Origin of the sequence: Rhodococcus sp. WS3 (assembly GCF_003797085.1) — a bacterium.
Taxonomy (GTDB): Bacteria; Actinomycetota; Actinomycetes; order Mycobacteriales; family Mycobacteriaceae; genus Rhodococcus_F; species Rhodococcus_F globerula.
Genome location: NZ_RKMA01000001.1, coordinates 1827883 through 1854654, shown reverse-complemented (window position 1 = coordinate 1854654; position 26772 = coordinate 1827883). Strand labels below are relative to the sequence as shown.

At 63.6% G+C, this 26772-nt stretch carries 19 protein-coding genes; 10 read left to right on the top strand and 9 right to left on the bottom strand.

Annotation, left to right across the window (positions count from 1 at the left end; genetic code table 11):
* Positions 1 to 68 precede the first annotated feature (68 nt).
* Positions 69 to 1196: a GIY-YIG nuclease family protein gene (locus tag EEB13_RS08330; protein ID WP_095886984.1), complete on the top strand. Its 1128-nt coding sequence runs from the start codon at positions 69 to 71 to the stop codon at positions 1194 to 1196.
* Positions 1197 to 1254: 58 nt separating this feature from the next.
* Here the strand turns inward: EEB13_RS08330 and EEB13_RS08325 are convergent, their stop codons facing one another.
* The 4 genes from EEB13_RS08325 to EEB13_RS08310 all read right to left on the bottom strand — a co-directional run bounded on the left by EEB13_RS08325 (position 1255) and on the right by EEB13_RS08310 (position 5049).
* Positions 1255 to 2457: a Dyp-type peroxidase gene (locus EEB13_RS08325; RefSeq protein ID WP_045064553.1), complete on the bottom strand. Its 1203-nt coding sequence runs from the start codon at positions 2455 to 2457 to the stop codon at positions 1255 to 1257.
* Positions 2450 to 2950: a copper chaperone PCu(A)C gene (locus EEB13_RS08320; RefSeq protein ID WP_033231661.1), complete on the bottom strand. Its 501-nt coding sequence runs from the start codon at positions 2948 to 2950 to the stop codon at positions 2450 to 2452. The genes EEB13_RS08325 and EEB13_RS08320 overlap by 8 nt, the downstream gene beginning before the upstream one ends.
* 22 nt (positions 2951 to 2972) lie before the next feature.
* Positions 2973 to 4403, bottom strand: coding sequence for a PepSY-associated TM helix domain-containing protein (locus EEB13_RS08315; RefSeq protein WP_141485026.1), 1431 nt, complete (start codon positions 4401 to 4403; stop codon positions 2973 to 2975).
* A 115-nt stretch (positions 4404 to 4518) separates the two neighbouring features.
* Positions 4519 to 5049, bottom strand: a complete 531-nt coding sequence (locus tag EEB13_RS08310; RefSeq protein ID WP_033231659.1) for a hypothetical protein — start codon at positions 5047 to 5049, stop codon at positions 4519 to 4521.
* Between the two features lie 322 nt (positions 5050 to 5371).
* On the opposite strand from EEB13_RS08310, the gene EEB13_RS08305 reads away from it, so the two are divergent.
* Entirely contained in the window at positions 5372 to 6553 is a 1182-nt protein-coding gene (locus EEB13_RS08305) for a MinD/ParA family protein (protein WP_033231658.1), read from the top strand.
* A 9-nt stretch (positions 6554 to 6562) separates the two neighbouring features.
* Here EEB13_RS08305 and EEB13_RS08300 read toward each other — a convergent pair whose 3' ends face one another.
* A complete protein-coding gene (locus EEB13_RS08300) occupies positions 6563 to 7597 on the bottom strand; it encodes a hypothetical protein (RefSeq protein WP_033231657.1) in 1035 nt (344 codons plus the stop codon).
* A 147-nt stretch (positions 7598 to 7744) separates the two neighbouring features.
* Here EEB13_RS08300 and EEB13_RS08295 point away from each other — a divergent pair, with 147 nt between their 5' ends.
* A complete protein-coding gene (locus tag EEB13_RS08295; protein WP_052683353.1) occupies positions 7745 to 8086 on the top strand; it encodes a hypothetical protein in 342 nt (113 codons plus the stop codon).
* Between the two features lie 174 nt (positions 8087 to 8260).
* Here the strand turns inward: EEB13_RS08295 and EEB13_RS08290 are convergent, their stop codons facing one another.
* Positions 8261 to 8464, bottom strand: a complete 204-nt coding sequence (locus tag EEB13_RS08290; RefSeq protein ID WP_033231655.1) for a hypothetical protein — start codon at positions 8462 to 8464, stop codon at positions 8261 to 8263.
* A 149-nt stretch (positions 8465 to 8613) separates the two neighbouring features.
* Here EEB13_RS08290 and EEB13_RS31475 point away from each other — a divergent pair, with 149 nt between their 5' ends.
* Together EEB13_RS31475 and EEB13_RS08285 are read left to right on the top strand one after the other, a co-directional pair.
* Positions 8614 to 8769: a DUF6131 family protein gene (locus EEB13_RS31475; RefSeq protein WP_092803415.1), complete on the top strand. Its 156-nt coding sequence runs from the start codon at positions 8614 to 8616 to the stop codon at positions 8767 to 8769.
* A gap of 350 nt (positions 8770 to 9119) precedes the next feature.
* Positions 9120 to 9902 carry an SDR family NAD(P)-dependent oxidoreductase gene (locus EEB13_RS08285; protein WP_141485025.1) on the top strand — a complete coding sequence of 261 codons (783 nt, stop codon included), beginning with the start codon at positions 9120 to 9122 and terminating at the stop codon, positions 9900 to 9902.
* A gap of 7 nt (positions 9903 to 9909) precedes the next feature.
* On the opposite strand, the gene EEB13_RS08280 is transcribed toward EEB13_RS08285, so the two are convergent.
* On the bottom strand, positions 9910 to 10806 hold the full coding sequence (locus tag EEB13_RS08280) for a class I SAM-dependent methyltransferase (RefSeq protein ID WP_033231652.1): 897 nt from the start codon (positions 10804 to 10806) through the stop codon (positions 9910 to 9912).
* 202 nt (positions 10807 to 11008) lie between these two features.
* Between EEB13_RS08280 and EEB13_RS08275 the strand changes: the two genes are divergently transcribed.
* Positions 11009 to 11479: a sigma factor-like helix-turn-helix DNA-binding protein gene (locus tag EEB13_RS08275; protein WP_051730273.1), complete on the top strand. Its 471-nt coding sequence runs from the start codon at positions 11009 to 11011 to the stop codon at positions 11477 to 11479.
* Positions 11480 to 11485: 6 nt separating this feature from the next.
* Here EEB13_RS08275 and EEB13_RS08270 read toward each other — a convergent pair whose 3' ends face one another.
* Complete coding sequence (locus tag EEB13_RS08270) at positions 11486 to 13129, bottom strand: (2,3-dihydroxybenzoyl)adenylate synthase (protein ID WP_051730300.1); 1644 nt, start codon at positions 13127 to 13129, stop codon at positions 11486 to 11488.
* A gap of 62 nt (positions 13130 to 13191) precedes the next feature.
* Between EEB13_RS08270 and EEB13_RS08265 the strand changes: the two genes are divergently transcribed.
* From EEB13_RS08265 to panD, 3 genes are read left to right on the top strand one after another with little or no spacing between them, the layout of a single operon-like run.
* Positions 13192 to 13947 (top strand): 2,3-dihydro-2,3-dihydroxybenzoate dehydrogenase, encoded by a 756-nt coding sequence (locus tag EEB13_RS08265; RefSeq protein WP_033231651.1) that lies wholly within the window; start codon positions 13192 to 13194, stop codon positions 13945 to 13947.
* Positions 13948 to 13988: 41 nt separating this feature from the next.
* Positions 13989 to 14654, top strand: a complete 666-nt coding sequence (locus tag EEB13_RS08260; protein WP_033231650.1) for an isochorismatase family protein — start codon at positions 13989 to 13991, stop codon at positions 14652 to 14654.
* A gap of 4 nt (positions 14655 to 14658) precedes the next feature.
* Positions 14659 to 15066 (top strand): aspartate 1-decarboxylase, encoded by a 408-nt coding sequence (panD, locus tag EEB13_RS08255; RefSeq protein ID WP_141485024.1) that lies wholly within the window; start codon positions 14659 to 14661, stop codon positions 15064 to 15066.
* Between the two features lie 13 nt (positions 15067 to 15079).
* Here the strand turns inward: panD and EEB13_RS08250 are convergent, their stop codons facing one another.
* On the bottom strand, positions 15080 to 15955 hold the full coding sequence (locus EEB13_RS08250) for a siderophore-interacting protein (RefSeq protein WP_033231648.1): 876 nt from the start codon (positions 15953 to 15955) through the stop codon (positions 15080 to 15082).
* 144 nt (positions 15956 to 16099) lie between these two features.
* On the opposite strand from EEB13_RS08250, the gene EEB13_RS08245 reads away from it, so the two are divergent.
* Complete coding sequence (locus EEB13_RS08245; RefSeq protein ID WP_141485023.1) at positions 16100 to 26764, top strand: non-ribosomal peptide synthetase; 10665 nt, start codon at positions 16100 to 16102, stop codon at positions 26762 to 26764.
* Positions 26765 to 26772: the final 8 nt, after the last annotated feature.

Here is a 26772-nt window from a genome sequence, read left to right as displayed (position 1 = left end):
CTGGCCGGAAATGTCCCGATGACGTGCGACTGACCTCGGGCCTGCTTGTGATCGCCTAGGCTCGTGGCATGGCTATTGTCTGGACAGTTCCGCGTGGTATCAGCCCCACCCTGCTCGTAGCACCGTTGATCAAGGAGTTTCTCGCCGAGGGCGAAGGCACCCTCGACTCGAGGCTGAGCGCGGTCGGCATTGTGTGTGCCTCGCTCGAGAAGCAGGTCGGTCGCACGTTCACGTCGATCAGTTCGGCGTCGGCAGCCATCTTCTCGGGCGCCGCAGCATCGTCGAGTGTGCCCGATGCGCTCAGGCTCGCGGTGATGCGGACGCTGTCCACCGAGGTGCTCGTCCGTAAGCCGGCTCCGCAACCGTTCTCCGAGAAGGTCGGAAAGCGCTTGGGAGAGTATGTGTTCGCGTTGCGTGACCCGCGTAACAACCAGGTGTTCCATGTCGGCCACGGCACCGGAAACCAGGTATTCGCTTCGGTTTTCGAGGCACTCGGTGAACTCGACAACCTCGAAGGAGCCTCCGGGGCAGCGGATACACCCGGAGTGACCGCTGCAAAAATCTCACGCATTCGTGAGATCTACGACGCCGGTTCGGCAGTCGAGCACTACGTTCTCATCCGCAGCGTATCCGGTGCGGATGCAAGCGGCACGGCAGACGCCGTGGTCAGCGGCATCGTGGAGACGCTGCGGATCAGTGAGGCGGGTGAGAACCTGACCAACCTTGCGGGTGAGGTCACTGACAAGGATCTGCGGGCAACCCGCGTCGAGGAAATCGCCCTCCGCTATTCCGCAGATCCGGCACCGGAATTGCCGACACCCAGTGTGGTGCTGCATGTTCCGGGTTCTGCTCGCGCCGGCGCCACCGCAGAAGAGATCTACGAACTCGCCCGCCAGGAATGGGCGGCCGGCGCCGCAGTGCGTGCCGAAGCCGGGATTCCTGTACTCGTCTTCGCGGACAGCATCATTCGTGGCGCTTTCCGCGCGCAGTCGTGGGAGGTGTCCACTCGTAACGCCGACGGCAGCATGCTGTGGCGCTTCACCGGCGACGTCGACGAGGAGCTGGCGGCCAAGTACGTCGGCACCGAAATCACACCGCACAACGTCGGACTCAAGAAGTGGCCGGTCAGCGGTTGGGTTACCCGACTGACCACCGCTCGCCCCGGTGCGGCGATGCCGGGTCCGCGTAAGAAGTAAGGTCCGCGTAAGAAGTAAGACGAGGTTGGGCTCCGGAGTTTTCGGAGCCCAACTTCGTCTATTTCAGTAGTCCACTGCCGAGGTAGTCGTTTTCCTCGCATCCGGGCGGAATGAGATAGACGGCCGAACCGATCGGCGTTGTCCACTCGTTGAGTGCGTCGAAGTCACTCAGTCGCTGCTGAACGGGCAGATACTGCGCCGCGATGTCCCGCTGGAACGCCGCGAAGATCAGCCCGGAGTTGGACGTTTCCTCGCCTTCCGGTGGGTCGTCGTAGTTGTAGGCACGACGGAAGAACTGCTCTCCCTCGTGCATTCGATGCGAGCGTGCGATGTGTGATCCCGGCGGAATGACCGGGATACCGAACCTGTCGGTAGCGGTGAAATCAGCCTCGTCGAACTCGTCGGTGCCGGTCAACGGAGCGCCGTTCGACAACGTGCGACCCATCGTGAGTTCACGCGCCGGTCGATCCAGTTCGTCCCACGTATCCATTTCCATGCGAATTCTCCGAAGCACCAACGACGTTCCCCCGGCTAACCACGGCTGATCGGCGCCGTCGCTCCATACGAGGGAGTCGAAATCCGTGGTTCCCGGCGCCGGGTTGACGGTACCGTCGACCTGGCCCATGAGGTTACGCATAGTTGTTCCCTCGGGCGCGGTTCCCCGTGCGCTGCGAAACCCTTTCTGCGTCCACCGAATTGAGGTCAGTGAGCGAGCGTTCTTGGTCAGTACCCGTACCGCATGCGCGACGGTGACGGGATCGTCGCTGCAGATCTGAAGGAGAAGATCCGTTGCGCCCCAGCGATCTTCGAGTCGGTCGATCGGGTAGCTCGGTAGCGGAGCGCACCACGCTGGTGCCCGATCCTGTAACCCCAGAGCGGTGAACAGTCCGGGCCCGTAGCCGACGGTGATCGTCAGCCTCGACGGATCAACCGCCAGTTCCTTCTCGGTATCGGCCAGAGCGGGCATTCCCGCAGTGAGGCGAGCAGCGTCGGCTGTCCACATCTTCATGATTCCGATGACGGCGGCCCGGTCGACTCCTGGTCGCAGATCGAAGCCGACAAAGGTGGCGTGTGCTTGCGGCGGGGTGCTGACGCCTCCCTGATGAACGCCATGGAACGGAACGACGGCTTTACCCGGAGACGGTTCATCGGCCTGCGCCAGAGTCGCCGCACCCCACGTTGTTCCCGCGACCGCAAGCGCGGCGGCGCCACCTCCGAGGAGACGCCGCCGGCTCAGTCGCAGGTTGCTGTTCTCAGCCACCGTGATTGGGGTCGTAGTTCTCCTGGTTACCGGAGAAGTCGCGGATCTGGGCTGTGAAGGTGGAACTGGAACCGTCGTCGTAGATCAGGGTGACGTCGGTTTCGGCGCCGGGGAGGAGCGGGCCGGCGAGTTCCATGAACATCAGATGATCGCCGCCTGGCGCAAGGCTGGCGGAACTGTTCGCGGGAACCCGAAAACCACCGTCCTTGGGGCGCATGGTCATTGTCCCGGCGTCTCCGGTCACAACTTCGTGCAGCTCGACGCGAGCGGACGCCGGACTGGTGGCCGAGACGACGCGTACGTCTTTGTCGCTGGAATTAACGAGCTCGGCAAAGGCCGCGCTCATGCCGCCCGGCGCGGCCTTGACCCATTGATCCTCGATCGTGATGGATTGTGCCGCTTCGGTTTCCTTGCCGGACTCCGATGAACAACCGGTCAGCGTCAGGGCTGCTGCCAACGCGGCGGCGGTGAACAGTGTGGTGCGAACAGACATGTGTATCTCCGTAGTTCGAGTATCAGGTGGTTGCGCGGCGTCGGAGTGCCGCGACAGAAAGGTCGATCAGGAGGAATGCGATCAGGCTGAGGCCGAGCAGCGGAACTAACCAGCCGATCAGGGCGGTGCAGGCGATCAGTGCAACAACGCTGATCGGAGCGAGTTTTCGGATGCCACCGCGTGTGGGTGCTCGGCCTACAGCCCACTCGGATCCTCGGATGGGTCGTCGACGCCACCACATGATGTAGCCGCGAATGACGATGCTCGCCAACGCAACGGCGAGTGCGGCGAGCGCGATCTGATTGGCGAGACCGAAGAGAAGTCCCATGTGCAGCTGGATTCCCCAGGCCGAGAGTTTTGCCGCGATAGGCCAATCCGCGAACCACAGCTCGTCGGTGACCTTCTGTGTTGCTCCGTCGATTGCAATGGTGTTGTTGCTCATAACCCAGGGCTGACGCGTCTGGGCGACGGTGAAAGCGGTGTGTGCATCAGCTGGGATCGACACCTCGACGGGGCCGGTGATGCCGCGATACCTGGCGATGCCGAGGACCGCGTCGACCCGTCCGACGTTCGTGTCCGTCAGAGTGCCGGTGGCGATCGGGGCCATGTCGTGACCGTCGTGTCCGCCGGACGGCTGCGCGGGAGCGCCGCCAAGTGTCTTGACCACCGAAGGGGTGGTCCAACTCAGTGCGGTTCTCATGTTGCTGACGTTCTCACCGGCGTATGTCGACCACGTGAGCCCGGTTGCCGAGAGAAACACCAGTGCTACTGCGATCCAGATGCCGACAACTCCGTGCCAGTTCAGGGTTCGGTTACGCCCGGCGGACGTTCGATCCAGGGTGAGCAGACGGGCGTTGCGAGAGGTTCGGTACCGGCGGAACCACAGGTAGACACCGCCGAGGGCAACCACCCACATCCACGACGCGGCCAGCTCGCTGTACAGGCGTCCCGGTTCGCCGAGATGAAGGTTGCGGTGGAGCTGGGAAATCCAGGTTCGGACCGGCAGCGAGCCGCTACTGCCGTACACGGTCAACTCGCCGACCGGTTGAGCGAGCACCGGGTCGACAAATACCGCGAGTCTCTCGGACTCGCCGAGAGACGGATCGGTGAACAGAACTCGGGTGGTTTCGCCGGCGGCAGGAGACGGGCGGACCGCTGAGACCGTCAAGTCCGGGCGGTACTGCTGAGCGGAGCGGATCTGATCGTTCAGTGATGCGAGCTGTCCGGTGCTGTCGGTTTGTAGGTAGTCGCTGTAGACAAATTTCTCGATGGTGGGTGCCACCGCGTAGAGGCCACCGCTCAACGCCGCGATGAGGATGAACGGTCCGATGAGAATTCCGGCGTAGAAATGCAGGCGCAGGATCAGGGGTCTGGCGCCGCCGGCCTTCTTCTTCGGAGGGGAACTGTCGTTGGAAGCGTGCGGCTGCGCGCGCTCCATTTCGGGTGCGGACATGCGTGTACTCGATCCCGCTGTGCGCCTTTCTTAACCGTCGGCGGTTGGTAAAGGCGCACAGCAATGGGGCGCACGGGATTTCGTGCGCAGAAAGGAAAGGGATAGGGAAAGGGAGTTACACGAATGCCGGCGGGCCGCGCGTGCCCAGACCGGAGGTGAGAAGTTGCCGGAGAACAACTTTGGCGCGGTAGCGAGTGCGGACGGTGAGGGGTGAGTGCTGCGGCGCCCAGGGCCGCAGCAGGACTGCAACGATTGTTGCCACCGTGGACGCCGCAACGACGTAGCCGCGTTCGGCGCCGCGGATCGCCGCCGCGCAGACTCCGACCGCAGCGATATGAGCCGCGAGCATCGGGAGCGACGGAACAACGCCGTGCTGGTGGTCTGAGGCAATGGTCAGTGTTGTGTGGCCGATTGCCTGCCCGGCAGCAAGCATGAGAGCCAAGGCCGCGGTGGGCGAGCGACGAGTATCGATGGAAGCAACGACGGCGCCGACGCTCGCGCAGGCGAGGAGCAACAAGACCACCGCACTTTGCGACGGCGCCATGCCTCCGCCGCCGAGTGCGTGGGCGGCGAGGGATACCGCTCCGGACGTGCCGCCGACAAATCCGCCGCGCAACTGCGCGACATCAGCGAGGCGGGAGGTCATAGGTGCAAAGGATACAGGCACCTACTACCACGGTTAGTAGGTGCGCCGAAGTTGGACATTTGTTCGGTTGAGTGCCCGTCTTCTTTGCCCACACATTGCGGCAGGCGATTTCGGATGCGTTCTGGCGCAATACGTACCGGACAACTGGTATGCCGGTTGATTTGCTGGCGGATCGGGAGTTTTGAGGACCAAAGTCATCGAACTGTGTTGTGTAACAAATCGGCCCGCATTTGCGGTATCACCGACGGGCCGATGCGGCCCGGCAGTGATAGCGTCCCGACATGTGATGTCCGAATTGATTCGACCTTGACCTAGGAAAACGGTGCACAGCGATAACAACGGTTCGAATGGTGGATTCAAACAGAACGGTTCCGGAACAGCCGACACGGATGATCTGCTGAGCGGCTCTGACGATACCTACGCGAATTCGGTTCGAACCGTTACCTTTACGCCGCAGTTCGATCTACCGCAGAGCGACGAGGTTCCGGTCAAACCGCTTCCGAGTCAACGGATGCGGCAAGTGCGACGCGACGAGCCGGCCGATTTCCGAACCTCGACGCCACAAGCGATGACCTCCGTCGACGACCTGGACATCATCAAGCGCGCCAAACGTCCGCCCGAACACGGTTTCGGTGCTCTGCTGTTCAAGCTTTCGGGTGGGCGGATCAACACCGGGCAGTCGGCGGTGGAACTCGAACATCAGGCGCTGGTCCGTCGTGCTAATCGGACGGTGCGCGGCGTGTACAAGATCGCCTTCATCTCGCTCAAGGGTGGGGTTGGGAAGACGACGGCGGCAAAGACCGTCGGCTCCACGTTTGCGTCGATCCGTGGTGATCGGATTGTTGCGATCGACGCCAATCCTGATCTCGGTACCCTCGCCGATCGAGAACATCGCGAGCATCACTTGACGGTTCGTGATCTGTTGGCAGACAGTAATATTCGTACGTACAGTGATGTGCGGTACTACACGTCGCAAGGTGACAGCCGGTTGGAAATCCTTGCCAGCGAAGCGGATCCGGAAACATCGGAGTCGTTCAACGAGCAGGACTACCTCGACACGCTACGCATCCTCGAAGTGCACTACAACATTCTCATCACCGACTGTGGCACCGGCATCATGCATTCGGCGATGTACGGAATCCTCGACGAGGCTGACGCCTTGGTAGTAGTCAGTCCGACGGCTCAGGACGGAGCGCGCAGCGCAGCCGCCACGTTGAGTTGGCTGACCAAACACGGTTACGGCGACCTCGTGAGCCGGTCGGTGGTTGCGATCAACGCAACGCGGCCTGGATCGTCGTCGCTCGATCTGGACCAGCTCGAGGAAGTGTTTTCCCAGCGCGGAGTTCGGGCGGTCTGCACCCTCCCGTACGACGACCATCTCGGGGAGGGCGGGCCCATAGATCTGAAGTTGTTGAACAAACGCACTGCGCGTGCCTATCTCGAGTTGGTCGCCGCTATCGCCGACGGCTTCCCGGATTCGCAGGGGCGCCACGCGTCACGGTGACGGAGTACTTCACGGATGCCTCAATATCGCTCCGTATCCGTCTGCGAGAGTAAGGCGTTCGTCTACCTGAATCAGTTCGGCCCCGGTTCGGATCGCTAGATAGGGGAGTAGTCGATTCGCGGGTGCAAAGTGTGAATTACTGGATACTTCCTTGTCATCGGGATCAGTGAAGAGCAGAGTCTCGACCTTGCCCTGTTCCAGCGCATCGAGCACACGGGCAGTGCCGTCGACCGACAGTTCGGTGTCGCGGCCCTGACCGGCCATGAAGCGCTCGGTTTCGGTGTCCATACGCCTCAACCGCTCGGTATCGATGAGTTCGCGTATCGCCTTGGCTACTTCGGTCGGAGAAGAACCTGCTGCGCGTGATCCGCGTTCGATCTCCACAGTGCGTAGTGACGCCGGAAGATACTGCGCGAATGCTGTGCGCGACTGAACTTCGCCGATGATCAGCACCAATTGCACCTTGTGTTCGCGGGCCAGTTCGGCGGTGCGAGTTGCGGCTTGGGTCAAGTTCTTTCGCACGTTCTCCTGCGCCAGGGATTGAGTGTCGATATAGCGGTCGGGGCCACCCACTCGAGCTTTGTGTACCGGGAACCCGTCTCCGTCCACGGATTCGCCGTAGACATCTCGCCCGCGCGCATCGCGCACACACAGATCCGCGCCGGTGTGATCGACCTTGGCGAGGACAAACGGCTCGGTGTCGTGTCCGTGTGCAACGAGCGGAATCAGGTAGGGCAATGAACCAACCGTCACGACGGTCGACGCCGTGGGTTCGAGCATGATGTCGTCGACCAGAACGGCATCGGGCGTGATCACCAGTGCGCGTCCGGCCCGGCCGGAAATTCCGTGATGATTGTCCTTCACACTGTCGAACTGTTCGATCAATGCATCTGGTGCTCCCTGTTTCGACAATTGATTGTGCATCGAACGCCACTCCAACTCGAAGCGCTCACGTGAGTTTTCACGATTGCGGACGTCCTCGAAGTACACCGAGGCAAACGGTCCTTCGCTCGAACCGACCTTCTTCAGTCGCGCAGCATGCATGGCGACTCCTCTCTGTAGTAGTCGTCGAATCTTGTTGCTCGTCTCTTCGCACGCGTACCCGCTCCAGGTTGATTCGACACGAGAGCTGGGTATCCAATGCGATTGGCCGCAGATTCACACGAGAGATTCCAGTGAAGGGAGCAGGTCATGTCGGCCCGGCGCCGTAACGCAGCGATGGATACCGAGAAACGGTGGTCGGATCCGGAGGAGTTCCGCAGGGCGGCGACCTTCACAGGTGTGGTGATCGGGCTCGCGCTTGCGGTCCTGTGTTCGCTGCTGCTGTTCGACCGGTCGTCAGGGCTCGGCACCCTGGCCTTCGCGCCGGCCGCTGTCTTCCTGATCGGTGGGCTGATTGCCTTTGTCCAGACGTATCGGGTGTGGAAACGGGGTGGAGTGTGGCCCATTTGGCAGGGGGCAGGGTGGGGCCTGATGGTGTTGATGCTGATCAGTTCCGGTTTCGGTGCGGGTGCTTATGGCCCGCCGCAATAAACTCCCCATTGGACTCGCACATTTGTTCGATTCTTGCTAGTGTTGCTCCCCGTGGGGATGGTGCAGTGGGAAGCCTGCATCACCCCCACGCCAGAACCCGGTGCCTGGCGCTGACTGCCTTCAGTGTCAGGCACCGCCTTTGGGTTGGCTGGCTTTGGGCGGGTGCGGCACTCGTCAGGAACTAGGTTGCGGCAGAGTGCAATCCGTAACCTTGGGGTTGACGCCGAAGTAGTTCAGGGGCCCCGCCACTACGGTCACGGCGATGGTGCCCACGCCGGCGCAGTTGGATGGAGAGTTGCTGTAGTAGCCTCGCTGGCCGGCCGCGATGGCACCGACAACAAGCCAGATCAACACGATCAAAGTCACGATCCGTCGCATGGAACCGCTCGATTCCTCAGCTGTGTGGCGCGGGGACTATCGAAATACCCGGTCAGGAGGGGTATGAAACGCAAGTGAGCGGGGTATTCGAAGGTAGAGTGCCGTCACTTCGCGTGTATGTGGCGGGCTTGTCGTCGAAAGAGACTGCCATGATTATTCTCGGAATTATCCTGCTGCTGATCGGATTTCTCTTGAATATTCCGATCTTGTGGACGATCGGTGTTGTCCTCTTGGTGATCGGGCTGATCTTGTTCGTGCTGGGCTCGACGGGGCGCGCGGTCGGTGGCCGACGGCACTGGTACTGAGCTGATTTGATCTGATTTGCGCGACCTGATCGATCTTAGCTGGGATATTCGCCAGATCGAGGACAGGCCCCACACCCTGTGGGAGTGCAGGACCTGCCTCCGATTGGTCTTGCCAACATCTCCATGAGCGTCAACGAGTCCCAGCACGCCGGAGCATGCGTCGAAAACAATACGGCGCATCGGACGTGTTTGCCAACGATTTACGGAGAAAATATTTCTGAGTTCATACTTTGGGATTTTGGTCCCTAAAGTGAGGATTGCACCTTACGGGCGCAAGGTTTATCCCCCGATCGCAGTGGAGACTCTACGGCCGAAGCCGGATTTCGACCGGTCGGACGGGAGCCGGTTCGATGGATCTACTGCTCAAAGGGAAGACCGCGATTGTCACCGGTGCCGGCAAGGGCATCGGTCTCGCGATCACCCAGGCATTGGTCGAAGAAGGAGCCCATGTGATCGCGGGTTCACGAACTCGCACGGCAGAAATCGAGAAACTCGAGACCGGCGACGGTGTCACGTTCCTTGCCGTCGACTTGGCGAGTGCGGACGGTCCGCCGGCATTGGCTGCCGCAGCCGCAGAGCGCGGCAGTATCGACATCCTGATCAACAACGTGGGCGCCGTGACGCCGCGGACAGAGGGATTTCTCAGCGTCACGGACGGCGACTGGGATGCGTCGCTGCGCGTGACGTTCATGTCCGCGGTGAGGATGATCCGGGCTGCCCTGCCGTCGATGACGGTCGGCGGTGGGAGCATCGTGACGGTCAGTTCGGTGAATGCGTTCCTTCCGGACCCAGCGGTGATCGACTACAGCGCGGCAAAAGCCGCTTTGAGTAACCTGTGCAAATCGTTGTCGAAAGAGTTGGCTCCACAAGGTATTCGGGTGAACACCGTGAGCCCAGGACCTGTGCGGACGGCGTTGTGGCTCGGGTCGGGCGGGGTAGCGTCGACGCTCGCCGGGGTCTCCGGACTCAGCGCCCAAGACATTGTGGACAGTGCAGCCGCAGGCTCGGAGACGGGCAGATTCACGTACCCGGAGGAAGTCGCGGACCTGGTGGTGTTTCTTGCCGGAGGCCGCGCCGCAAACATCACAGGCGCGGATTTTGTCATAGACGGCGGCTTGATCAAGACGCTCTGAGTCGGCGCTACTTCGTGGCCGTCAGATAGCCTGAGCGTTTCGACAAATCGGCAAGTTCCGGTGGAAGTTCCGGGATCGGTTGGCCGTACTCGTTTGCCAGTTCAAGGGTGTCGCGGCACTGAACCGACCAACCGCGGTCGGTCAACCACTGTTTGGGGTCGGCGCGCTGGTCGTCGTAGAACAATGCGGACAAGTCCAAGCCGCCGAATGGGTCTTTCTTGAAGTACTTTGCTCTGATGTCGGCGAATCGTTTGCCGTCCATTCCGGATGGGAAGTAGTTCAAGGCAAGTCGACTTCCTGGCGAGGAGAGTTCGTCGATTCTTTCGAACAGTGCGTCATGTGCGCTGCCGGGAAGATAGGCCAAAAGTCCCTCTGCCGACCATGCCGATGGCTTGGCGCGATCGAATCCTGACGCTTCGAGAGCGGCGGGCCAGTTTTCTCGCAGATCGACAGCCACCGTGTGACGGTCCGCTTTCGGTTCCGCTCTGTGTTCGGTGAGCACCTGATCTTTGAATTCCAGTACCCGCGGCTGATCGACTTCGAAAACCGCAGTGCCGGTGGGCCAGTTCAGTCGATAGGCCCGTGCATCCAATCCTGCTGCCAGGATGACTGATTGGGCGACTCCTGATCTGGCGGCGTCGAGAAAGAACTCGTCGAAGAATTTACTTCTGATGCCCATGCCAATGCCCATGAATCCGGACAGTGGGAGGTCTTCCAGCGATGACGGGTTGTCCAGTAGCGCGGTGAAGTGTGGTTCGCCCGCGGCCGCGACAAACCACGGCGCGTAGGAATCTTCGATCAGGGCGTGGGGGCGACGTGATTCTATGGCGCGAAATGCGGCCACTCCCAGCGCAGTCAGGCCGACACTGCTGACAATGTCCCAGGTATCGCCGTCGCTGCGCACGTTTTTGATCCTACGCTCGTGGTGGTTCCCAATTCGAGTGTCGGTATTTCTGTTGCAGTTCAAGGGGTTCGGTCTGCTTTAAGATTGCCAGGTGATTGGCAGACTCAGTGGAGGCGGCCGTCAGGGTTCGCGCTTTGACTAGGGAGTGTGGTCCGGGCGCAGTAGACGTAGGCCTAGCGCACAACAATCAGCAAGGAAGGCGATGACGAAGTTGCAACGCCCTGATGCACTCGATGGTCTGGAGGTTGCCGCACGACACGGTGGCGCCGCGTCGAAGGCGAGGCTGTATTGCGCTGTCCGGCCGTTGGCGGTGCGACGTGCTCGCGTCGAACTCGAGCCTCACGCAGCAGAATTAGTAGCCGACGCCGTGTGCCGTTCCGTCGTGAATTCGGTGCCGGGCCGGGCAGCGTCAGATGGTTCGCTCGTGCGTCTGGTGTACTCGACAACTCGTCGATTGATCGACCGAACGGACTCGAAATCCAGGATAGGACTGCCCGCCGATATCGAGGCTCTTCCTGAGCGGCTGCGAGAGGTGTTGATTTTGAGGTTGATCGTTGGCCTCGATGTCGACGACACCGCAGTTGTGCTCGGGCGAACACGCGCTCAGGTTCTGGTGGAACAACATCGGGCGTTGGCGATGCTGAGCGCCGTTGCCGCGGCCGCAGCGAGTTGAGTTGGATCAGCGAGCGGCGAGCATTCGACGCAGATCCTTACGGCTGGTTTTGCCGACGCCGGTCTCCGGGAATTCTTCGAGTACCTGCACCCGGTCTGGGATCTTCCAACTCGCCAGACCGCGCTCGCGAACAAAGGCTCGTATCTGGGCTGTTTTCGGCGGACTCGACGGGTCGGCGGCAAGGAGGAAGGCACACGTGCGTTCGCCGAGGTATTCGTCGGGAATGGCAACAACGATCGCGTCGCGTACCGAGGGGTGCGCCAGGAGGTGTTCTTCGAGTTCTTCGGCAGATACCTTCTCGCCGCCGCGGTTGATTCGGTCGACTGCGCGCCCGCAGACGGTGATGTTGCCGGCCGAATCAACTCGAACCACGTCGCCGGTGCGGTACCACCCGTCGGCGGTGAAGGAACGGGCATTGGCTGCGGGATTGTCGAAGTAGCCGCGAATTGTGTACGGGCCCTTGGTGAGCAGCTGACCTTCGGTGCCCGCGGGTACGTCGTTGTCGTTGTCGTCGACCACCCGGATCTGGTCGAAGGGGGACATGGGGCGGCCCTGCGTGGTGAGGACTACGTCGAGAGGATCTTCGTCGCGGGTGTAACACACCAGACCCTCGGCCATCCCGAACACTTGCTGGAGTCGTGCGCCCAACGCGGGGCCGATGCGGGCCGCCAACTCGTCGGGGCAGCGAGCGCCGCCGACCAGTACAGCTGTCAGAGTCGAGAGGTCGTGTGAGTGGCCACGTTCGGCTGTTTCGGTCCACAACCGGGCGAGCGGCGGAACGAGTCCCGTCATGGTCACTCCGGCGCGCTCGATCATCGCGAAGGCCGTGGTGGGACTTGGGGACGGGGTCAACGCCACAGTTCCACCGGCGGCGAGAGCTCCCAGGATTCCCGGCGAGCTCATCGGGAAGTTATGGGCTACCGGCAATGTCGCCAGATAGACCGTCGATGTTGTGACACCACAGATTTCATTGCTGCGCAGCACGCTGTAGAGGTAGTCGTCGTGGGTGCGGGGGATCAGTTTGGGGATGCCGGTGCTGCCGCCGGACAGCTGCAGAAACGCCACGGATCCCGGGTCTGCGGCGGCAAATTCGCGCGGTACGGCGCTCACCGCGTCGAAGTTCACGGTGCCGGCCGGTGCGTCCGATCCGGGATCTGGCAGGCACACAACGGTATTCAAGCTCGGGGTCGATGAAGCGACCTCGAGTGCCAGAGCGCCGTGGTCGAACCCGTCGATGTGGTGCGAGGTGATGACGGCGACGGCGCGTGAGGCGGCGGCCAGTGCAGTCAATTCCGAGGAACGATGCGCGGGGAGGCAGAACACGGGTACTGCGCCGATCCGGAAAAGCGCGAAGACCACGGCGACGAACTCGGCCTGGTTGGGCAGTTGGACCATCACCGGATGCTGGGCGGTGATGCCGAGATCGGCGAGTCCGGCAGCGAGGGCGTCCACGCGGGCGTCGAGCTCGGCGTACGTCCATGTCTGCTCGGCGTCGACGACTGCGACGGAGTGGGCATGGGCGGCCACGCTCTCGCGCAGAATCTGGTCGAAAGTCTTTCCGGCCCAGATTCCTTCACTGCGGTATCGGGCGGCGTCGTCTGCAGGCCACGGGGTGAAGGAGAGCTGAGGTGGTGACACTTCGGAAAGCATGTCTTCCTTCACTGGTGGTGGCCCGTCGGCGTGAACAATTTCGATAAGGATAGCCTAGGCTCATGGACGTGAAGGGTGTGACTGGGCGATCTGTCGTGATTACCGGTGCCGGCGGCGGTATCGGCGCGGCAACGGCGGCACTGTTCGAAGAGGCCGGAGCCACGGTCGCTCGGTGGGACCTTGCAGCTCCGACGGTACCCGTTGGCGGAATCGCGCTCGCGGTCGACGTGACGGATCGTCAGTCCGTCGAGCAGGCGTTTGCCGCGACAACCGATGCAATCGGAACGGTGTCGGTGCTGGTCCACACTGCGGGCGTGTTGCGGGCGGGTTCTGCGCTGACCGAGGACAACAACGACTGGGATGCGTGCATGGCCGTCAACGCGACGGGAACCATGAACGTCGCCCGCGAAGCGGCTCGCCGCTTTGTCGCTGCCGGTGCCGGCGTGATCACGGCAGTGGGGTCGAACGCGGCATCGACACCGCGCACGAACATGGCTGCCTACGGTGCGTCGAAGGCTGCGGCAACCGCCTACATGCGGAGCCTGGGTCTCGAGATCGCTCCGCACGGAATCCGCTGCAACATCATTTCTCCGGGATCGACGGACACTCCCATGCTTCGCGGAATGTGGGACGGTACAGACCAATCCGCCGGGGTGATCGCCGGTGACGCCGACGCCTATCGCCTCGGGATTCCGCTCGGCCGACTCGCGCAACCGGGTGACATCGCCGCCACGGCGTTGTTCCTCAGCTCGGACGCGGCCAGGCACATCACGATGCACGACCTCCGCGTCGACGGCGGCGCCACGCTCGACATGTGAAGTCCTCATACACAACCGATCGAACCAAATAGGAGCGCCCGATGGCCATCCCCCCCATTGCCGGCTACGTTCTGCCCCGCCGTGACGAGGTAACCGCGGACCGCGTCGACTGGCAACTCGACCCGTCGCGCTGCGCGCTCTTGATCCACGACATGCAGCGTTACTTCATCGACGCCTACAACGCCGGTGAGGAGCCCATCTCCACCGCGACCGCAAACATGGTGGCGATTCGTGACGCGTGTGTTCGGGCCGGGATTCCGGTTGTCTACACGATGCAGCCGGGTGATCAGCATCCGTCCAGGCGAGGCATCCTGGCCGATTTCTGGGGCGAAGGTATGACAACCGGCCGCGATACGGAGGTGATCGACGCGCTCACGCCCGGAGAGTCCGACATCGAGGTGACGAAGTGGCGATACTCGGCATTCCAGCGCACGGATTTGCGTCAGCTCCTCGCCCGTGTCGGCCGCGATCAGTTGATCGTGACCGGCGTGTACGCGCACATGGGCTGCATGCTCAGCGCGGCCGAGGCATTCATGAGTGACGTCGAGCCGTTCATGGTCTCGGATGCCACAGCAGACTTCTCGCGCGACGAGCATCTGATGGGATTGGAATACGTCGCGAAGCGTTGTGGCCGGGTGTTCACCGCGGCCGACGTACTGGGCGCGATCAGCGTGGACGAATCCGTCGCAGAGCTCAGTGGAGTGTAAGACCGTGAACCGCATCATGCTCTCCGGGAAGATTCACCGTGCCACCGTCACTCAGGCGGACCTGCACTACGTCGGATCCGTGACCATCGACCAGGACCTGATGGAAGCTGCCGATCTGCTCGAAGGTGAGCAGGTGCACATCGTCGACATCGACAACGGTGCACGGCTCGAGACCTACGCCATCACCGGCGAACGAGGTTCCGGGGTGATCGGCATCAACGGCGCTGCGGCACATCTGATCTCGCCCGGGCACTTGGTGATCATCATGTCGTACCGCCACATCGACGACCGTGAGGCGAAGTCGCTGGTACCGCGGGTCGTCCATGTCGATACGAAGAACATGATTGTGGAACTGGGCTCGGACCCGGCGCAGCCGGTGCCCGGAGCCCGGGACCAGCTCGCCTCACGCTGACCCCGGTAGCGGGTCAGGCGTGCTCGCGCCTGCGGTTTTCGAGCGACTCCACAGCTTTGTCGCGCAGCGTCCGAACTCGGGCGAGGGGACCGTCGCCGACCTGCACCCGCCAGTAGCCCGATGCGTCGAGGAGATCCTTCGTCACGCCGAGTTGTTTTGCCGTCGCGCGCAATTCGCGCACGATGGATGCTTCACCCGCGATCCACATCCAGCCGGCGCCCGTGCTCGGACCGAGAGTGCGGGCAGCATCCGCCAACAGGCGGGCGTCCGAGATGCCGTCGCGGCGGTGCACCCACGTGACGCCGGGGAGTTCGCGCTGTTCCTCGGCGGGACCGTCGACGAGCACGGCAACGTACAGCGGCACCGAACCGTCGTGTTCCTCGACGTAACGTGCGATCGCCGGTAGCGCAGTCTCGTCACCGGCAAGCAGCCACCAGTCGGCGCCGATGGGCGGAATGGTCGACACCTTCGGGCCGGCCAGGTGCAGGGTGTCGCCGGGCTTCGCGTTGCGCGCCCAGTTACCGGCAATTCCGTGGCCGTGCAGTACGAAGTCGAGATCCAGTTCGCCGGCCTCGGCGTCGAAGCGGCGCACCGTGTAGGAGCGGGCAACCGGTGCCGGGCGCTTCGGCCAGTGCAGATGACCGTCATGCTGCTCGGGCAGCACCGGAGCTGCGGATCCCTCTTCGGGGAGGAAGATCTTCACGTAGTCGTCGGCACCCTCGGTGCGGAACTCGGCGACGGAGAATTCACCGGACTGGAAGGTTCCCAGTTGCTCGCCTCCGACCGTGATTCGGCGCATGCGCGGTGTGACCTCGACAGTTCGGAGGACCGTCAGCTCTCGCAGAACGATCGGCAGGTCGAGCCGTCGGGACGGGGTGGTAACCGGCATGAGCGAATTCCTCTCGCGAATGGACCTATCTATACCCAGGGTGTCAGACGGCGCCAACTCGCTCTCCAGTAGGGTAGGTAACCCTAACCCTTGGTGCGTTCGAGAGAGCGATCAGGGCTTGCAGGACTGCGAGGAGATCCAGTGGTGTCGAGGAAGCGTCTGGCGTTGACGGCTGCGCAGGCAGGGATGTGGTTCGCGCAACAACTCGACCCGCAGAACCCCACTTTTGTCACCGGTCAATGCATCGAGATCGTCGGCCCGCTCGACCCGTCCGTCCTCGCGCGCGCTGTGGATCGTGTGGTCGCGGAAACCCCGTCGCTCATGGCGAGGTTCGCCGTGGACTCCGGCGAGGTGTATCAGGAACTCGGCGCCTGGGAGTACCCCGGGACGGATGTTGTCGCACGTGAGAGCTTTGAGGTCGCGCTCACGGAGATGCGTGAACAGCTCCGGATGCCCCTCGATCCGAGCGCCGGTCCGGGATGCGTGGTCACTATTTTCACGCTAGGACCGTCGCACCACGCGTTGTTCTTCCGCGTCCACCACACGTTGATCGACGTCTACGGGTACAGCTTGCTCGGCCGCAGGATCGCCGCCGTTCACAATGCCGTGGCGCAGGGCAAGGAACCGCCGACCAGTCGCTTCGACCCACTCGAGTTGATCCTCGACCAGGACGCCGCTCGCGCCGATTCCGACGCTCAGAGCCTCGATCGGGAATTCTGGTCTTCCGAACTGCTCGGAGCCAAGGAATCGGTAAGCCTGTCCCGGATCGGGGGCCCGCCCGCGTCGTCGGTCGCACAGACGCTTCTGTCCCACACCACACTGATCTCCGCGGCATCGGCAGAGCGCATCACTGCGGCCGGACGCGTTGTCGAGGGCAGTTGGGCCGACGTCGTCACGGCCGCAGTGGCGGCGTACCTGGCACGCTCGAATGGCAGCCTCGACGTGACGCTCGGATTCCCGTCGATGAATCGTATGGGCACCGTTGCCGCCAAAGTTCTGACCACCGCGGTCAACGTCCTGCCGCTGCGCGTTGCGGTCGACCCGAATTCGAGTCTCATCGACCTCGCTGCGGGTGTCCGCGCTGCGGTCAAGCGCACGGCCCCGCACGCCGCGTATCGCTCCGAGGCAATCCACCGGGACCTGCGACTGCCCGCGAGCAGCGCCGGCCCCGTCGGCCCGACGGTCAACATCAAGCCGTTCGGCGACACCCTGCGTTTCGACGGGGCCGGCGCGACAGTCCACTCATTGGCCCGTGGTCCTGTCCATGACATCGCCTTCATCGTGCGTCGTCTCGACGAGAGCGGCGAGCTCGAAATCCAGATCGACGCCGACGCTGACCGCTACACGGGTGCGGAGCTCGCGCGCCATGCTTCGGCTCTCACCAGATTGCTCGAATCCGTCACCGCCGAGGGGACTGGCGCCGCGATTGCTCAGGTGTCGCTCCTCGAACCGGAAGCCCTGAAGGTCCTCGCCGAATGGGGTGGGAGGGCAGCGGCTTTCGATGACTATTGCCCTGACGTCCTGGACCTGTTCGATGCCCAGGTAGACGAGCGCGGTGACGATCTTGCTCTGGTTGCCGGCGCTGAACGGCTGAGCTATGCCGAATTGGCTGCGCGCGTTGATGCTTTGGCAGCCGAACTGTCCTCTCGCGGCGCCGGCCCGGAGTCGCTGGTCGCGCTGGCTCTGCCACGATCCGCGTCGGCCGTGGTTGCGCTCCTCGCGGTGCTGCGCTGCGGCGGTGCGTACATTCCGCTCGACCCGCAGTTCCCCTCGTCGCGACTCGAATACATGCTTGACGACGCTCGGCCGGCGATCCTGCTGACCACCGCGGGCTTCACCGATCGGATTTCGGTCCCACAAGGTACTGCCGTCGGAACAATCGCCGGTGGCGAGATCAGTTGGTCGGCAGCAGCATCCAGCGCGGCGAGCGGGGCGCGTGTCGCGCCGGCCAACACCGCCTACGTCATCTACACCTCCGGTTCCACGGGAAACCCCAAGGGAGTGATGCTGGACCGCCGCGCCCTGGCACGGTTTGTCCGCTCGGCCACGGATCTCACGAGTATCGGCGCGCACACGCGGTTGCTCGCCCTGACTACTCTGTCCTTCGACATTGCGGTCCTCGAACTGTTTGTCCCGCTCACCGCGGGCGGAGCGGTGATCCTTGCCGATGAGGATCAGGCGAAGGAACCGGCCGCCATTGCGGCACTGGTGAGTTCGGAGTCCGTCACGGCGGTGCAGGCCACTCCCTCGCTGTGGGGGACGGTGCTCGAACACGGCGTAACCGATCTGGCTGGAGTCGACGTCCTGGTGGGCGGTGAAGCCTTGCCCACCCGGACGGCGCAGCAGTTGAGTGAGCTGGCCCGTTCGGTGCAGAACATGTACGGACCCACCGAGGCCACGGTGTGGTGCACCAGCACCCCGGTTTTGCCGAACATCGAATGGACAGGCTCGATCGGCCGACCGTTCGCGGGCACTGCCGCAGTGGTCCTGGATCGCTACCTGCAACCGGTCAACGTGGGCGCGATCGGCGAACTGTACGTTGCGGGAACACAACTCGCGCGCGGCTACCGCGGTCGACCTGACCTGACGGCAACCCGATTTGTGGCCGACCCGTTCGGACGCGGCCGGATGTACCGAACCGGCGACCTGGTGCGGTGGACCGAATCCGGTCAGCTCGAATACCTCGGCCGCGGCGACGATCAGGTGAAGGTGCGTGGGCACCGTATCGAACTCGGCGAGATCGAGACTGTGGCAGGGGAGTTCGACACAGTCGGTGCCTGCGTCGCGGTCGCTCGAAGCGACGGCAGTGGCACCGTTCATCTGGTCGGCTACGTCACGGCCGTGGAGGGCGCTCACGTCGATGTTCCGGCACTGCGAGCATTCATAGCGGATCGTCTACCCGCGTACATGGTGCCGTCGGCGATTGTCGTCATGGACGAGTTCCCGCTTACCCCCAACCTCAAGATCGACCGGAAGGCATTGCCGGCGCCGGACTTCGGGGATGCGGACACGGGGCGTTCAGCCGAGACGGCTGCGGAGATCGCACTGTCCGGCATGTTTGCCGACCTGCTGGGACTCACCGTGGTGGGCGTCGATGCGGACTTCTTCACACTCGGCGGCACGTCGCTCTCCGCGACGAGACTCGTGGCCCGTCTCAAATCCGCCCTCGGAGTGGAACTGTCGCTGCGTGACGTCTTCGATACACCGACGGTGGCCGGACTGGCGCTACGGGTGGAATCCGCTGCGCCGGCTCGTCCTGCCATTGTGGCGCACGAGCGGACCGACATTGTGCCGCTGTCGTCGGCGCAGCAGTCGTTGTGGTTCGTTCACCAAACACAGGGCCCCTCCGCTACCTACAACATTCCGTTTGCGCTGCACCTGAACGGCGCAGTGGACGCGACAGCGCTGAAAAATGCGGTTGCGGCAGTTGTCGCCCGGCATCGGGTGCTGCGCACGGTTGTCGTCGACATCGACGGTGTGGGGTTCGGTCGGGTACTCGATGCGGAGCCGGAGTTCACCGACAGTGAGGTCTCCGAGGCGGACGTGCAGTCCGCGCTGCTGACCGCGGCCTGTGTGCCGTTCGATCTCGAACACGACATTCCGGTACGGGCTCACCTGGTGCGGTCCGGCACCGACACCGCAGTCCTGCTGTTGGTCATTCACCACATCGCGGGTGACGAGTGGTCGGCCGGACCGATGCTCACCGATCTTGCAGCGGTCTACAACGGGGAGCAGCTGCCGGCCGAGCAGCCTCGAATTCAATACTCGGACTTCGCGATCTGGCAGCGCGAGTGCGCAGAAGATCCTGACCTGAGCGCGTCCACCGACCGGCAGCTCGCGTACTGGCGAGACCTGTTCTCCGGTGCCCCCGAGGAATTGCAGCTGCCGTACGACCGTGCTCGCCCAGCAGTTCCGACGTGGTGCGGCGGCGAGGTCTGGACCCACACCGGCGCAGGCGTGGTGCACGGACTGCGATCGGTGACCGAGAAGTCGGGCTCCACGATGTTCATGCTGGCGCAAGCGGCGGTCGCAGTTCTGCTGTCGAAACTCGGTGCCGGTGAGGACATCACGCTCGGTGCCCCGATTGCAGGCCGGGTGGACGGCAGCCTCGAAGATACCGTCGGATTTTTTGTCACTACGGTGGCGCAGCGGGTCGATCTGACCGGGCGCCCCTCGCTGGCCGAGGTGCTCTCACGCGTGCGACGCGGCGCCCTGGACGGGTTTGCGCACCAGGACGTCGCGTTCGAGCAGGTAGTCGACGCGGTGGGCGTGACACGATCTCTCGCCCGGCATCCCTTGTTCCAGACGATGGTTCAGCATCGCACACCGCACTCCGTACCCAGCTTCACCGGACTGGCGGTCAGCCCGTCGTACGTTTCCACGGGCACCGCGAAGTTCGACCTGACCTTCGAGTTCGTGGAACTTGCCGACGGACTCGACGTGCGGATCGAGTACGCGGAGGATCTTTTCGATCGGGTGACGGCAGAGACCATCGCGGTTCGCTTGCGCACGGTCCTCGAGCATTTTGCCACGGATACGGGCGCCGGCCTGCAGAGCGTGGACGTGTTGTTGCCGGCCGAACGAAATGCCCAGTCGGTCGAAGGTCACACAACCCGTCTGTTGCCCGAACTGCTGGACGACGCTGAACATGAGTTCGCCGATCGCGTGGCCTTGATCTGTGGACCGGACGAGTACACGTACCGGGAGCTGGCTGATCGCTCGAACAGGTTGGCGCGGTTACTGATCCAGCGTGGTATCGGCACCGACGTGGTGGTGGGCATCGCCGTCGGGCGGAGCATCGAGTGTGTAGTTGCGCTCCGCGCCGTGATTGCTGCGGGCGCGGCGTACCTGCCGATCGATCCGTCGTATCCGCGTGCGCGCATCGAGTACATGCTCGCCGACGCCGATCCGGCGCTCGTGATCGTCGACGCCGATACCGCGCAGTGGATTCGGCCGGACTCGGAGGATGCGACCATCGCAGAACTCGAGGCTGCCGCTGCCGGCCTTCGCGGCGACCGGGTCGGCAGAGTCGTGTCGCCCGCCGCCGCGGCGTACGTCGTCTACACCTCCGGCTCCACCGGTCAGCCCAAGGGTGTGATGGGAACTGCAGGCGCACTGGCTAATCGTCTGGTCTGGCAGCGTGATCTCGTGCGCGCCGACGGGTGGGCGGACGTTCGGTTGGCAAAGAGTTCGATGAGCTTCATCGACGGCTCCACCGAACTGCTGGCGGGGCTCCTGGCCGGTGCCCGCTTGGTTCTCGCAGATGACGCGGAGTCTCGTGATGCCGGCGCACTCGCAGATCTCATCGACCGGCACGGCGTGCGTCAGCTCACCGCGGTGCCGAGCCTGGCTGCGGCGCTGGCACAGTTCCGAGAAGAATCGGCACACCGGGTCTCGAGTTGGTTCCTCAGTGGTGAACCGCTCACTCGCGCGGTGATCGACTTGTTCGACGAGAAGAACACGCGGGTGATCAACTCGTACGGATCCTCGGAGGTTGCCGGTGATGTGACCTTCTGGACGGCAACATCTTCCGCCAACCGAGTGCTGATCGGCGCTCCCGTTCCCGGAGTGGGTGCGCGGATACTCGACGCATACCTGCGCCCGGTGCCGGACGGGGTGACGGGTGAACTGTATGTCGAGGGCATCCAGGTGGCCCGCGGTTACCTCGGCCGACCGGAGTTGACCGCAACTCGGTTTGTCGCGGATCCGATGGGCAGCGGTGGACGGTTGTTCCGCACCGGAGATCTGGTGCGTCGCACTCGGTCCGGCGAACTCGACTTCGTTTCTCGCGCCGACGCTCAGATGAGTCTGCACGGATTCCGGATCGAACCCGGCGAGGTGGAGGCGGCGTTGGCTTCCCATCCATCCGTCGAACGAGCACTGGTTGTGGTGCGCGCGAGCGCGGCTGGGTCGGATCAGCTTGTCGGGTACGCGGTTCGGGCACCAGGCGCCGCCGTACCGGACGATTCCCAGTTGCGGGCGCATCTTCGGGACCTGCTGCCCGACTATATGATTCCCGCGGTATTCGTCGTTCTCGACGGTCTTCCCGTGCTACCCAACGGCAAGGTAGACCGCGACGCGCTCCCCGCGCCGGTACGCAGCGAGGGACGGCGCGAGGCGGCAACCGAACTGGAGCGGATCTACTGCGAGCTACTCGCCGAACTCCTCGGCATCACTTCCGTCGGTCCCGACGAGGACTTTTTTGCTCTGGGCGGCAACTCGTTGCTCGCCACCCGGTTGGCGTCGGCGATCCGCGCCCGCACCGGTCACGACGTGACGATCCGCGAGGTGTTCGACCTCCGTACCCCTGCCGAACTGGCTCGGGCAGCACAGATCGGGAAGGTCAGGCGGCCTGAACTGGTTCGCCGGGATCACGCCGCAGCCGTGCCGATGTCTGCCGCGCAGGGACGCCTGTGGTTCCTGTTCCAGCTCGAGGGCCCCAGCTCCACCTACAACATCCCGTACACCATGCACCTGCGGGGTTCAGTGGATCTGGATGCGTTGCGGGGTGCGCTGGCGCACGTTCTGAGCGAACACGAAACACTGCGCACGGTATTCACCGCCGAGTCCGGTGACGGCGTGGCTGGGCACATCGGGTACCAGGTGGTTCGTCCGATCAGCGAGTGCGAACTGCCGTTGGGCGTTCTCGACGTGCTTCCAGCCGAACTGGAGTCGACACTCGCGCGGGAAGCCGCCTACACCTTCGACATCGCGCACGAACTGCCCGTGCGCGCTGTTCTGTTGCGCACCGGCACCGACGACGCGCACCTGATGGTGCTGGTGCATCACATCGCGGCCGACGAATGGTCTGCGCGTCCATTGGTGTCCGATCTGACCCGGGCGTACTCACACCTCGTGTCCCGCACAGCGGCGATGCCCGAACCACTGCCGGTGCAGTACCGCGACTTCAGCGCGTGGCAACCCGAAGTCCTCGGCGAGGCAAGCGATCCCGAATCCGTGCTGGCCGGTCAGCTCGAGTATTGGACGGGTGCGCTTGCCGGGCAACCCGAAGAGCTTGCGCTACCCCGTGATCGGGCGCGCCCCGCGGTGTCGACGTACCGGGGATCAGCGGTTGCGTTCGAACTCGAGCCGCAAGTGCGGGTTTCTTTGGCGGCAATCGCCGCTGCCGGTGGGGCAACGATGTTCATGCTCACCCACGCCGCAGTTGCAGTCCTGCTGGCCGAACTCGGTGCCGGGGACGACATCGTTGTCGGTTCACCGGTTGCCGGGCGCTCCGATGCCGCGCTCGAGCGGGTGGTGGGCTTTTTTGTCAACACCTTGGTGCTGCGCACCGATCTGTCGGGAGACCCGACCTTCGCGCAGTTACTGGAGCGAGTTCGCGCCATTGACCTCGATGCCTATGCGCATCAGGATGTTCCGTTCGAGCAGTTGGTCGAGGCGATGGCCCCGGCCCGTTCCCTGTCCCGCCAGCCCCTGTTCCAGATACTGGTGCAGTACCGCGACGCCGTGGACCGGATCGAGATGGCGGGCCTCGACGCGAGTCCGGTATTCCTCGAAACCGGAACGGCCAAATTCGACTTGACGTTCGACCTCGCGGAAACCGCCGACGGCGGGATCCGTGGTCGTATCGAGTACGCCACTGATCTCTTCGATCGGGGCACGGTTGACGCATTTGCCGGGCGATTGGTTCAGGTGCTGCGGCAGTGTGCGGCAAATCCGGAACTGCGGTTGTCCCAGCTTGATCCGATGACTCAGACGGACCGGGCGGCGATCGAGTCTGCCGAGTCGGGCCGTATTGTGCCGCTTGACAGTTCGCTGACCTTGCCGGGCATGTTCGCTCGCCAGGTTGCGCTCACACCGGGTGCCGTCGCCATGATCGTCGACGAGAGCGGAGAGTCGCTGACCTACACCGAATTGGATCGGCGAACCGAGCGTCTCGCCGCGACACTTCGTGATGTGGTGCCGGTCGGTGGCGTTGTCGCCGTGGCGGTACGACGCAGTGCCGCACTGGTAGTCACGCTGCTGGCCATCCACCGCGTCGGTGCCGCCTATCTTCCGCTCGACGACAGCTACCCCGTGGATCGACTCGAGTACATGCTCGCGGACGCACGGCCGTCGTTGCTGGTGGTGGGCCCGGGTATCGAACCGCTGGACTGCCCCGCTTCGATGCTGGAGGTAGACGAGGGCGGCACTGCAACAACACAATCGGACACGGCTACGGCCGTGGACACGGTTGTACATCCCGACAGCGCCGCGTACCTGCTCTACACGTCCGGATCAACCGGGCGGCCGAAGGGTGTTCTGGTCAGCCATCGTGCCGTGGTCAACCGGCTGTCGTGGATGCAAGACGAGTACCACCTCGGCAGCGACGACCGTGTGTTGCAGAAGACGCCGGCCGGGTTCGACGTGTCCGTGTGGGAGTTCTTCTGGCCCTTGATCACCGGAGCAACACTGGTGGTGGCTGCGCCGGAAGGGCATCGCGATCCGCGCTACCTGCGCGACGTCGTCAAGCGACGTTCTGTCACCACAGCACACTTCGTGCCGTCGATGCTGGCTGCTTTCCTCGATCACGTGGCTGTGGAAACGGATCCTCGCCCGAAGTTGTCTCGGGTGCTGTGCAGCGGCGAAGCGCTCACGCCTGATCATCGGGATCGGTTCCACGCGTTGGTCGATGCGGAATTGCACAACCTGTACGGACCCACCGAGGCAGCGGTGGACGTGACGGCTTCGCACATCGTTCCCGCTGTCGACACGAACTGGGTGACAATCGGGCGCCCACTGTGGAATACCCGTGTACTTGTTCTGGACGCCCGGTTGCGGCGCGTTGCACCGGGAGTCGCGGGGGAGTTGTACCTCGGCGGTGTGCAGTTGGCGCGTGGCTACCACGACCGGGCGTCATTGACGTCGGAGCGATTTGTTGCCGATCCGTTCGGAGAGGGCGGCGAAAGGCTTTACCGCACCGGCGATCTGGTGCGGTGGCGCGAGTACGGCGACGATGGCCTCGCCCTCGAATACCTCGGCCGCACGGACGGTCAGGTCAAGTTGCGTGGGCTGCGTGTCGAACTGGGCGAAATCGAGAACGTGCTCACGTCGCATCCGACGCTGGCTCAATGCGCTGTTGTGGCGCGAGGCGGTCAGATCCACGCGTATGTCGTCCCGGTTCCGGACGCGACGGTTGTCCCAGCCGAACTTGCCGCTTTTGCGTCGACGCTGCTGCCGGACTACATGGTTCCGACGGCCATGGTTGTGATCGACACGCTGCCGCTGACGCCGAACGGGAAACTGGATCGTCGGGCTCTCCCGGAGCCGGTTGCTCCCGACGAGTCGCAGCGGCGAGCGCCGGAGGGTCCTGAAGAGACCGCGATGTGCGAATTGTTCGCCGAGGCTCTGCGCGTCGATGCCGTGGGTGCCGACAACGATTTCTTCATGCTCGGCGGCGACAGCATCATCTCGATTCAGGTCGTGAACGCTGCCGGTCGGCGCGGAATTACGTTCGGGCCCAAGGAGATATTCCAATGGCGCACGCCCGCGGCGCTGGCCAAGGTCGTGGATTTCGGCGCGCCAGGCGACGCTGAGACCGCCCACAGCGGGCCGGTGGATCCGAGCGACGTGACGGGTTCGTTGGCATTGACACCGTTGGTGCATCGCGCCCGCGAATCCGGAAGCTCGCCCGCAGGTCTTGGTATCGCGCTGTCTGTCTCGACTCCCGCAGGAACTACCGTCGGCGACGTCGAGCAAGCCATGTCGGCACTACTGCAAGCGCACGATGCGTTGCGGTTACGACTGACGCGGGTTGCGTCGGTTTTGTGGTCCCTCGAGACGGACGCTGATGTGGCTGCAGTCGTGCAGCATGTCGATTGCAGTGACCTCGGCGATTCCGATCTTGCCGTGCGTGCCGCGGCGGAGGCCACGGCGTTGATTGCCGAACTCGACCTGGAAAACGGCCGGACCGTGATGGCACGCTGGCTCGATGCCGGTGAATCCCGCAGTGGAACCCTGGTTGTTGCCGTGCATGCGTTGGCGGCAGATCCGGCGTCGGTGGCGAAGCTGCGAGCGGATCTCGAAACGATATGGCGTGAGGGCGGCGGCGTGATGTCGCTTCGTCGTCCCGCCGCGACCGCGCACGGGTTCGCGGAGCGATTCAACGAGTTGGCGCAGGATCCGGCGTTGATGGGTGAACTGACGCACTGGTCGCAGGTTCTGGCACCGGGAGCTGAGTTGCGCCCCGGAGCGCCCGCGATTCTCACGGGTGGCCCGAGGGGGACATATCGGGCGACGCTGGAGGCGCGACTGGAAGGCGATGTGGAAACGGCTGCGCTGGCTGCCCTCATCTACGGGTTGGCGAGGTGGCGAGCCGCGCCGGCCGAGTTGACCGTCGAACTCGAGCGTGACGCTCGCATTGCCGGTTCGGACGAACCGGATCCGTCGGCGACTGTAGGCCCCTTTGCTGTCGGGGTGCCGGTTCGGTTGCCGGCACTGCCCGTCTCGGTCACTCCAGAAGGTGCGATGGCGGCCGCGGCGGCCGCTCTGAGCGTCGTACCAGGCGGTATAGGCACGGGCTACGGCAAGTTGCGGTATCTCAACGCGCAAACCGCGCCCGTCTTTGCGATGTGGGGACGGCCGGAAGTGAGTCTCCGGGTGATCCGAGATGTCGAAAGTCCGGGTGTGGGAAATTTCGGCGACGAGCGCCGCGTCGACCCGCGCGTTCTCGATGTGACGGCTTACGTCACCGACGACGGGCGACTGGTGGAAATCCGGTTCGACTTCGACGCGACTCTCTTCGGTGAAGACGATGCGCTAGCGGTTGCCGCAGCGTTCGGGCAGGTCGAATTGAGTGCCGTTCCATAGTTTGGATA

Coding starts and splice junctions, on each gene's coding strand:
- EEB13_RS08330 (WP_095886984.1), top strand. CDS start 69: ATGGCTATTGTCTGGACAGTTCCGCGTGGTATCAGCCCCACCCTGCTC.
- EEB13_RS08320 (WP_033231661.1), bottom strand. CDS start 2,950: ATGTCTGTTCGCACCACACTGTTCACCGCCGCCGCGTTGGCAGCAGCC.
- EEB13_RS08315 (WP_141485026.1), bottom strand. CDS start 4,403: ATGTCCGCACCCGAAATGGAGCGCGCGCAGCCGCACGCTTCCAACGAC.
- EEB13_RS08310 (WP_033231659.1), bottom strand. CDS start 5,049: ATGACCTCCCGCCTCGCTGATGTCGCGCAGTTGCGCGGCGGATTTGTC.
- EEB13_RS08300 (WP_033231657.1), bottom strand. CDS start 7,597: ATGCATGCTGCGCGACTGAAGAAGGTCGGTTCGAGCGAAGGACCGTTT.
- EEB13_RS08295 (WP_052683353.1), top strand. CDS start 7,745: ATGTCGGCCCGGCGCCGTAACGCAGCGATGGATACCGAGAAACGGTGG.
- EEB13_RS08290 (WP_033231655.1), bottom strand. CDS start 8,464: ATGCGACGGATCGTGACTTTGATCGTGTTGATCTGGCTTGTTGTCGGT.
- EEB13_RS31475 (WP_092803415.1), top strand. CDS start 8,614: ATGATTATTCTCGGAATTATCCTGCTGCTGATCGGATTTCTCTTGAAT.
- EEB13_RS08285 (WP_141485025.1), top strand. CDS start 9,120: ATGGATCTACTGCTCAAAGGGAAGACCGCGATTGTCACCGGTGCCGGC.
- EEB13_RS08275 (WP_051730273.1), top strand. CDS start 11,009: ATGACGAAGTTGCAACGCCCTGATGCACTCGATGGTCTGGAGGTTGCC.
- EEB13_RS08270 (WP_051730300.1), bottom strand. CDS start 13,129: ATGCTTTCCGAAGTGTCACCACCTCAGCTCTCCTTCACCCCGTGGCCT.
- EEB13_RS08265 (WP_033231651.1), top strand. CDS start 13,192: ATGGACGTGAAGGGTGTGACTGGGCGATCTGTCGTGATTACCGGTGCC.
- EEB13_RS08260 (WP_033231650.1), top strand. CDS start 13,989: ATGGCCATCCCCCCCATTGCCGGCTACGTTCTGCCCCGCCGTGACGAG.
- EEB13_RS08250 (WP_033231648.1), bottom strand. CDS start 15,955: ATGCCGGTTACCACCCCGTCCCGACGGCTCGACCTGCCGATCGTTCTG.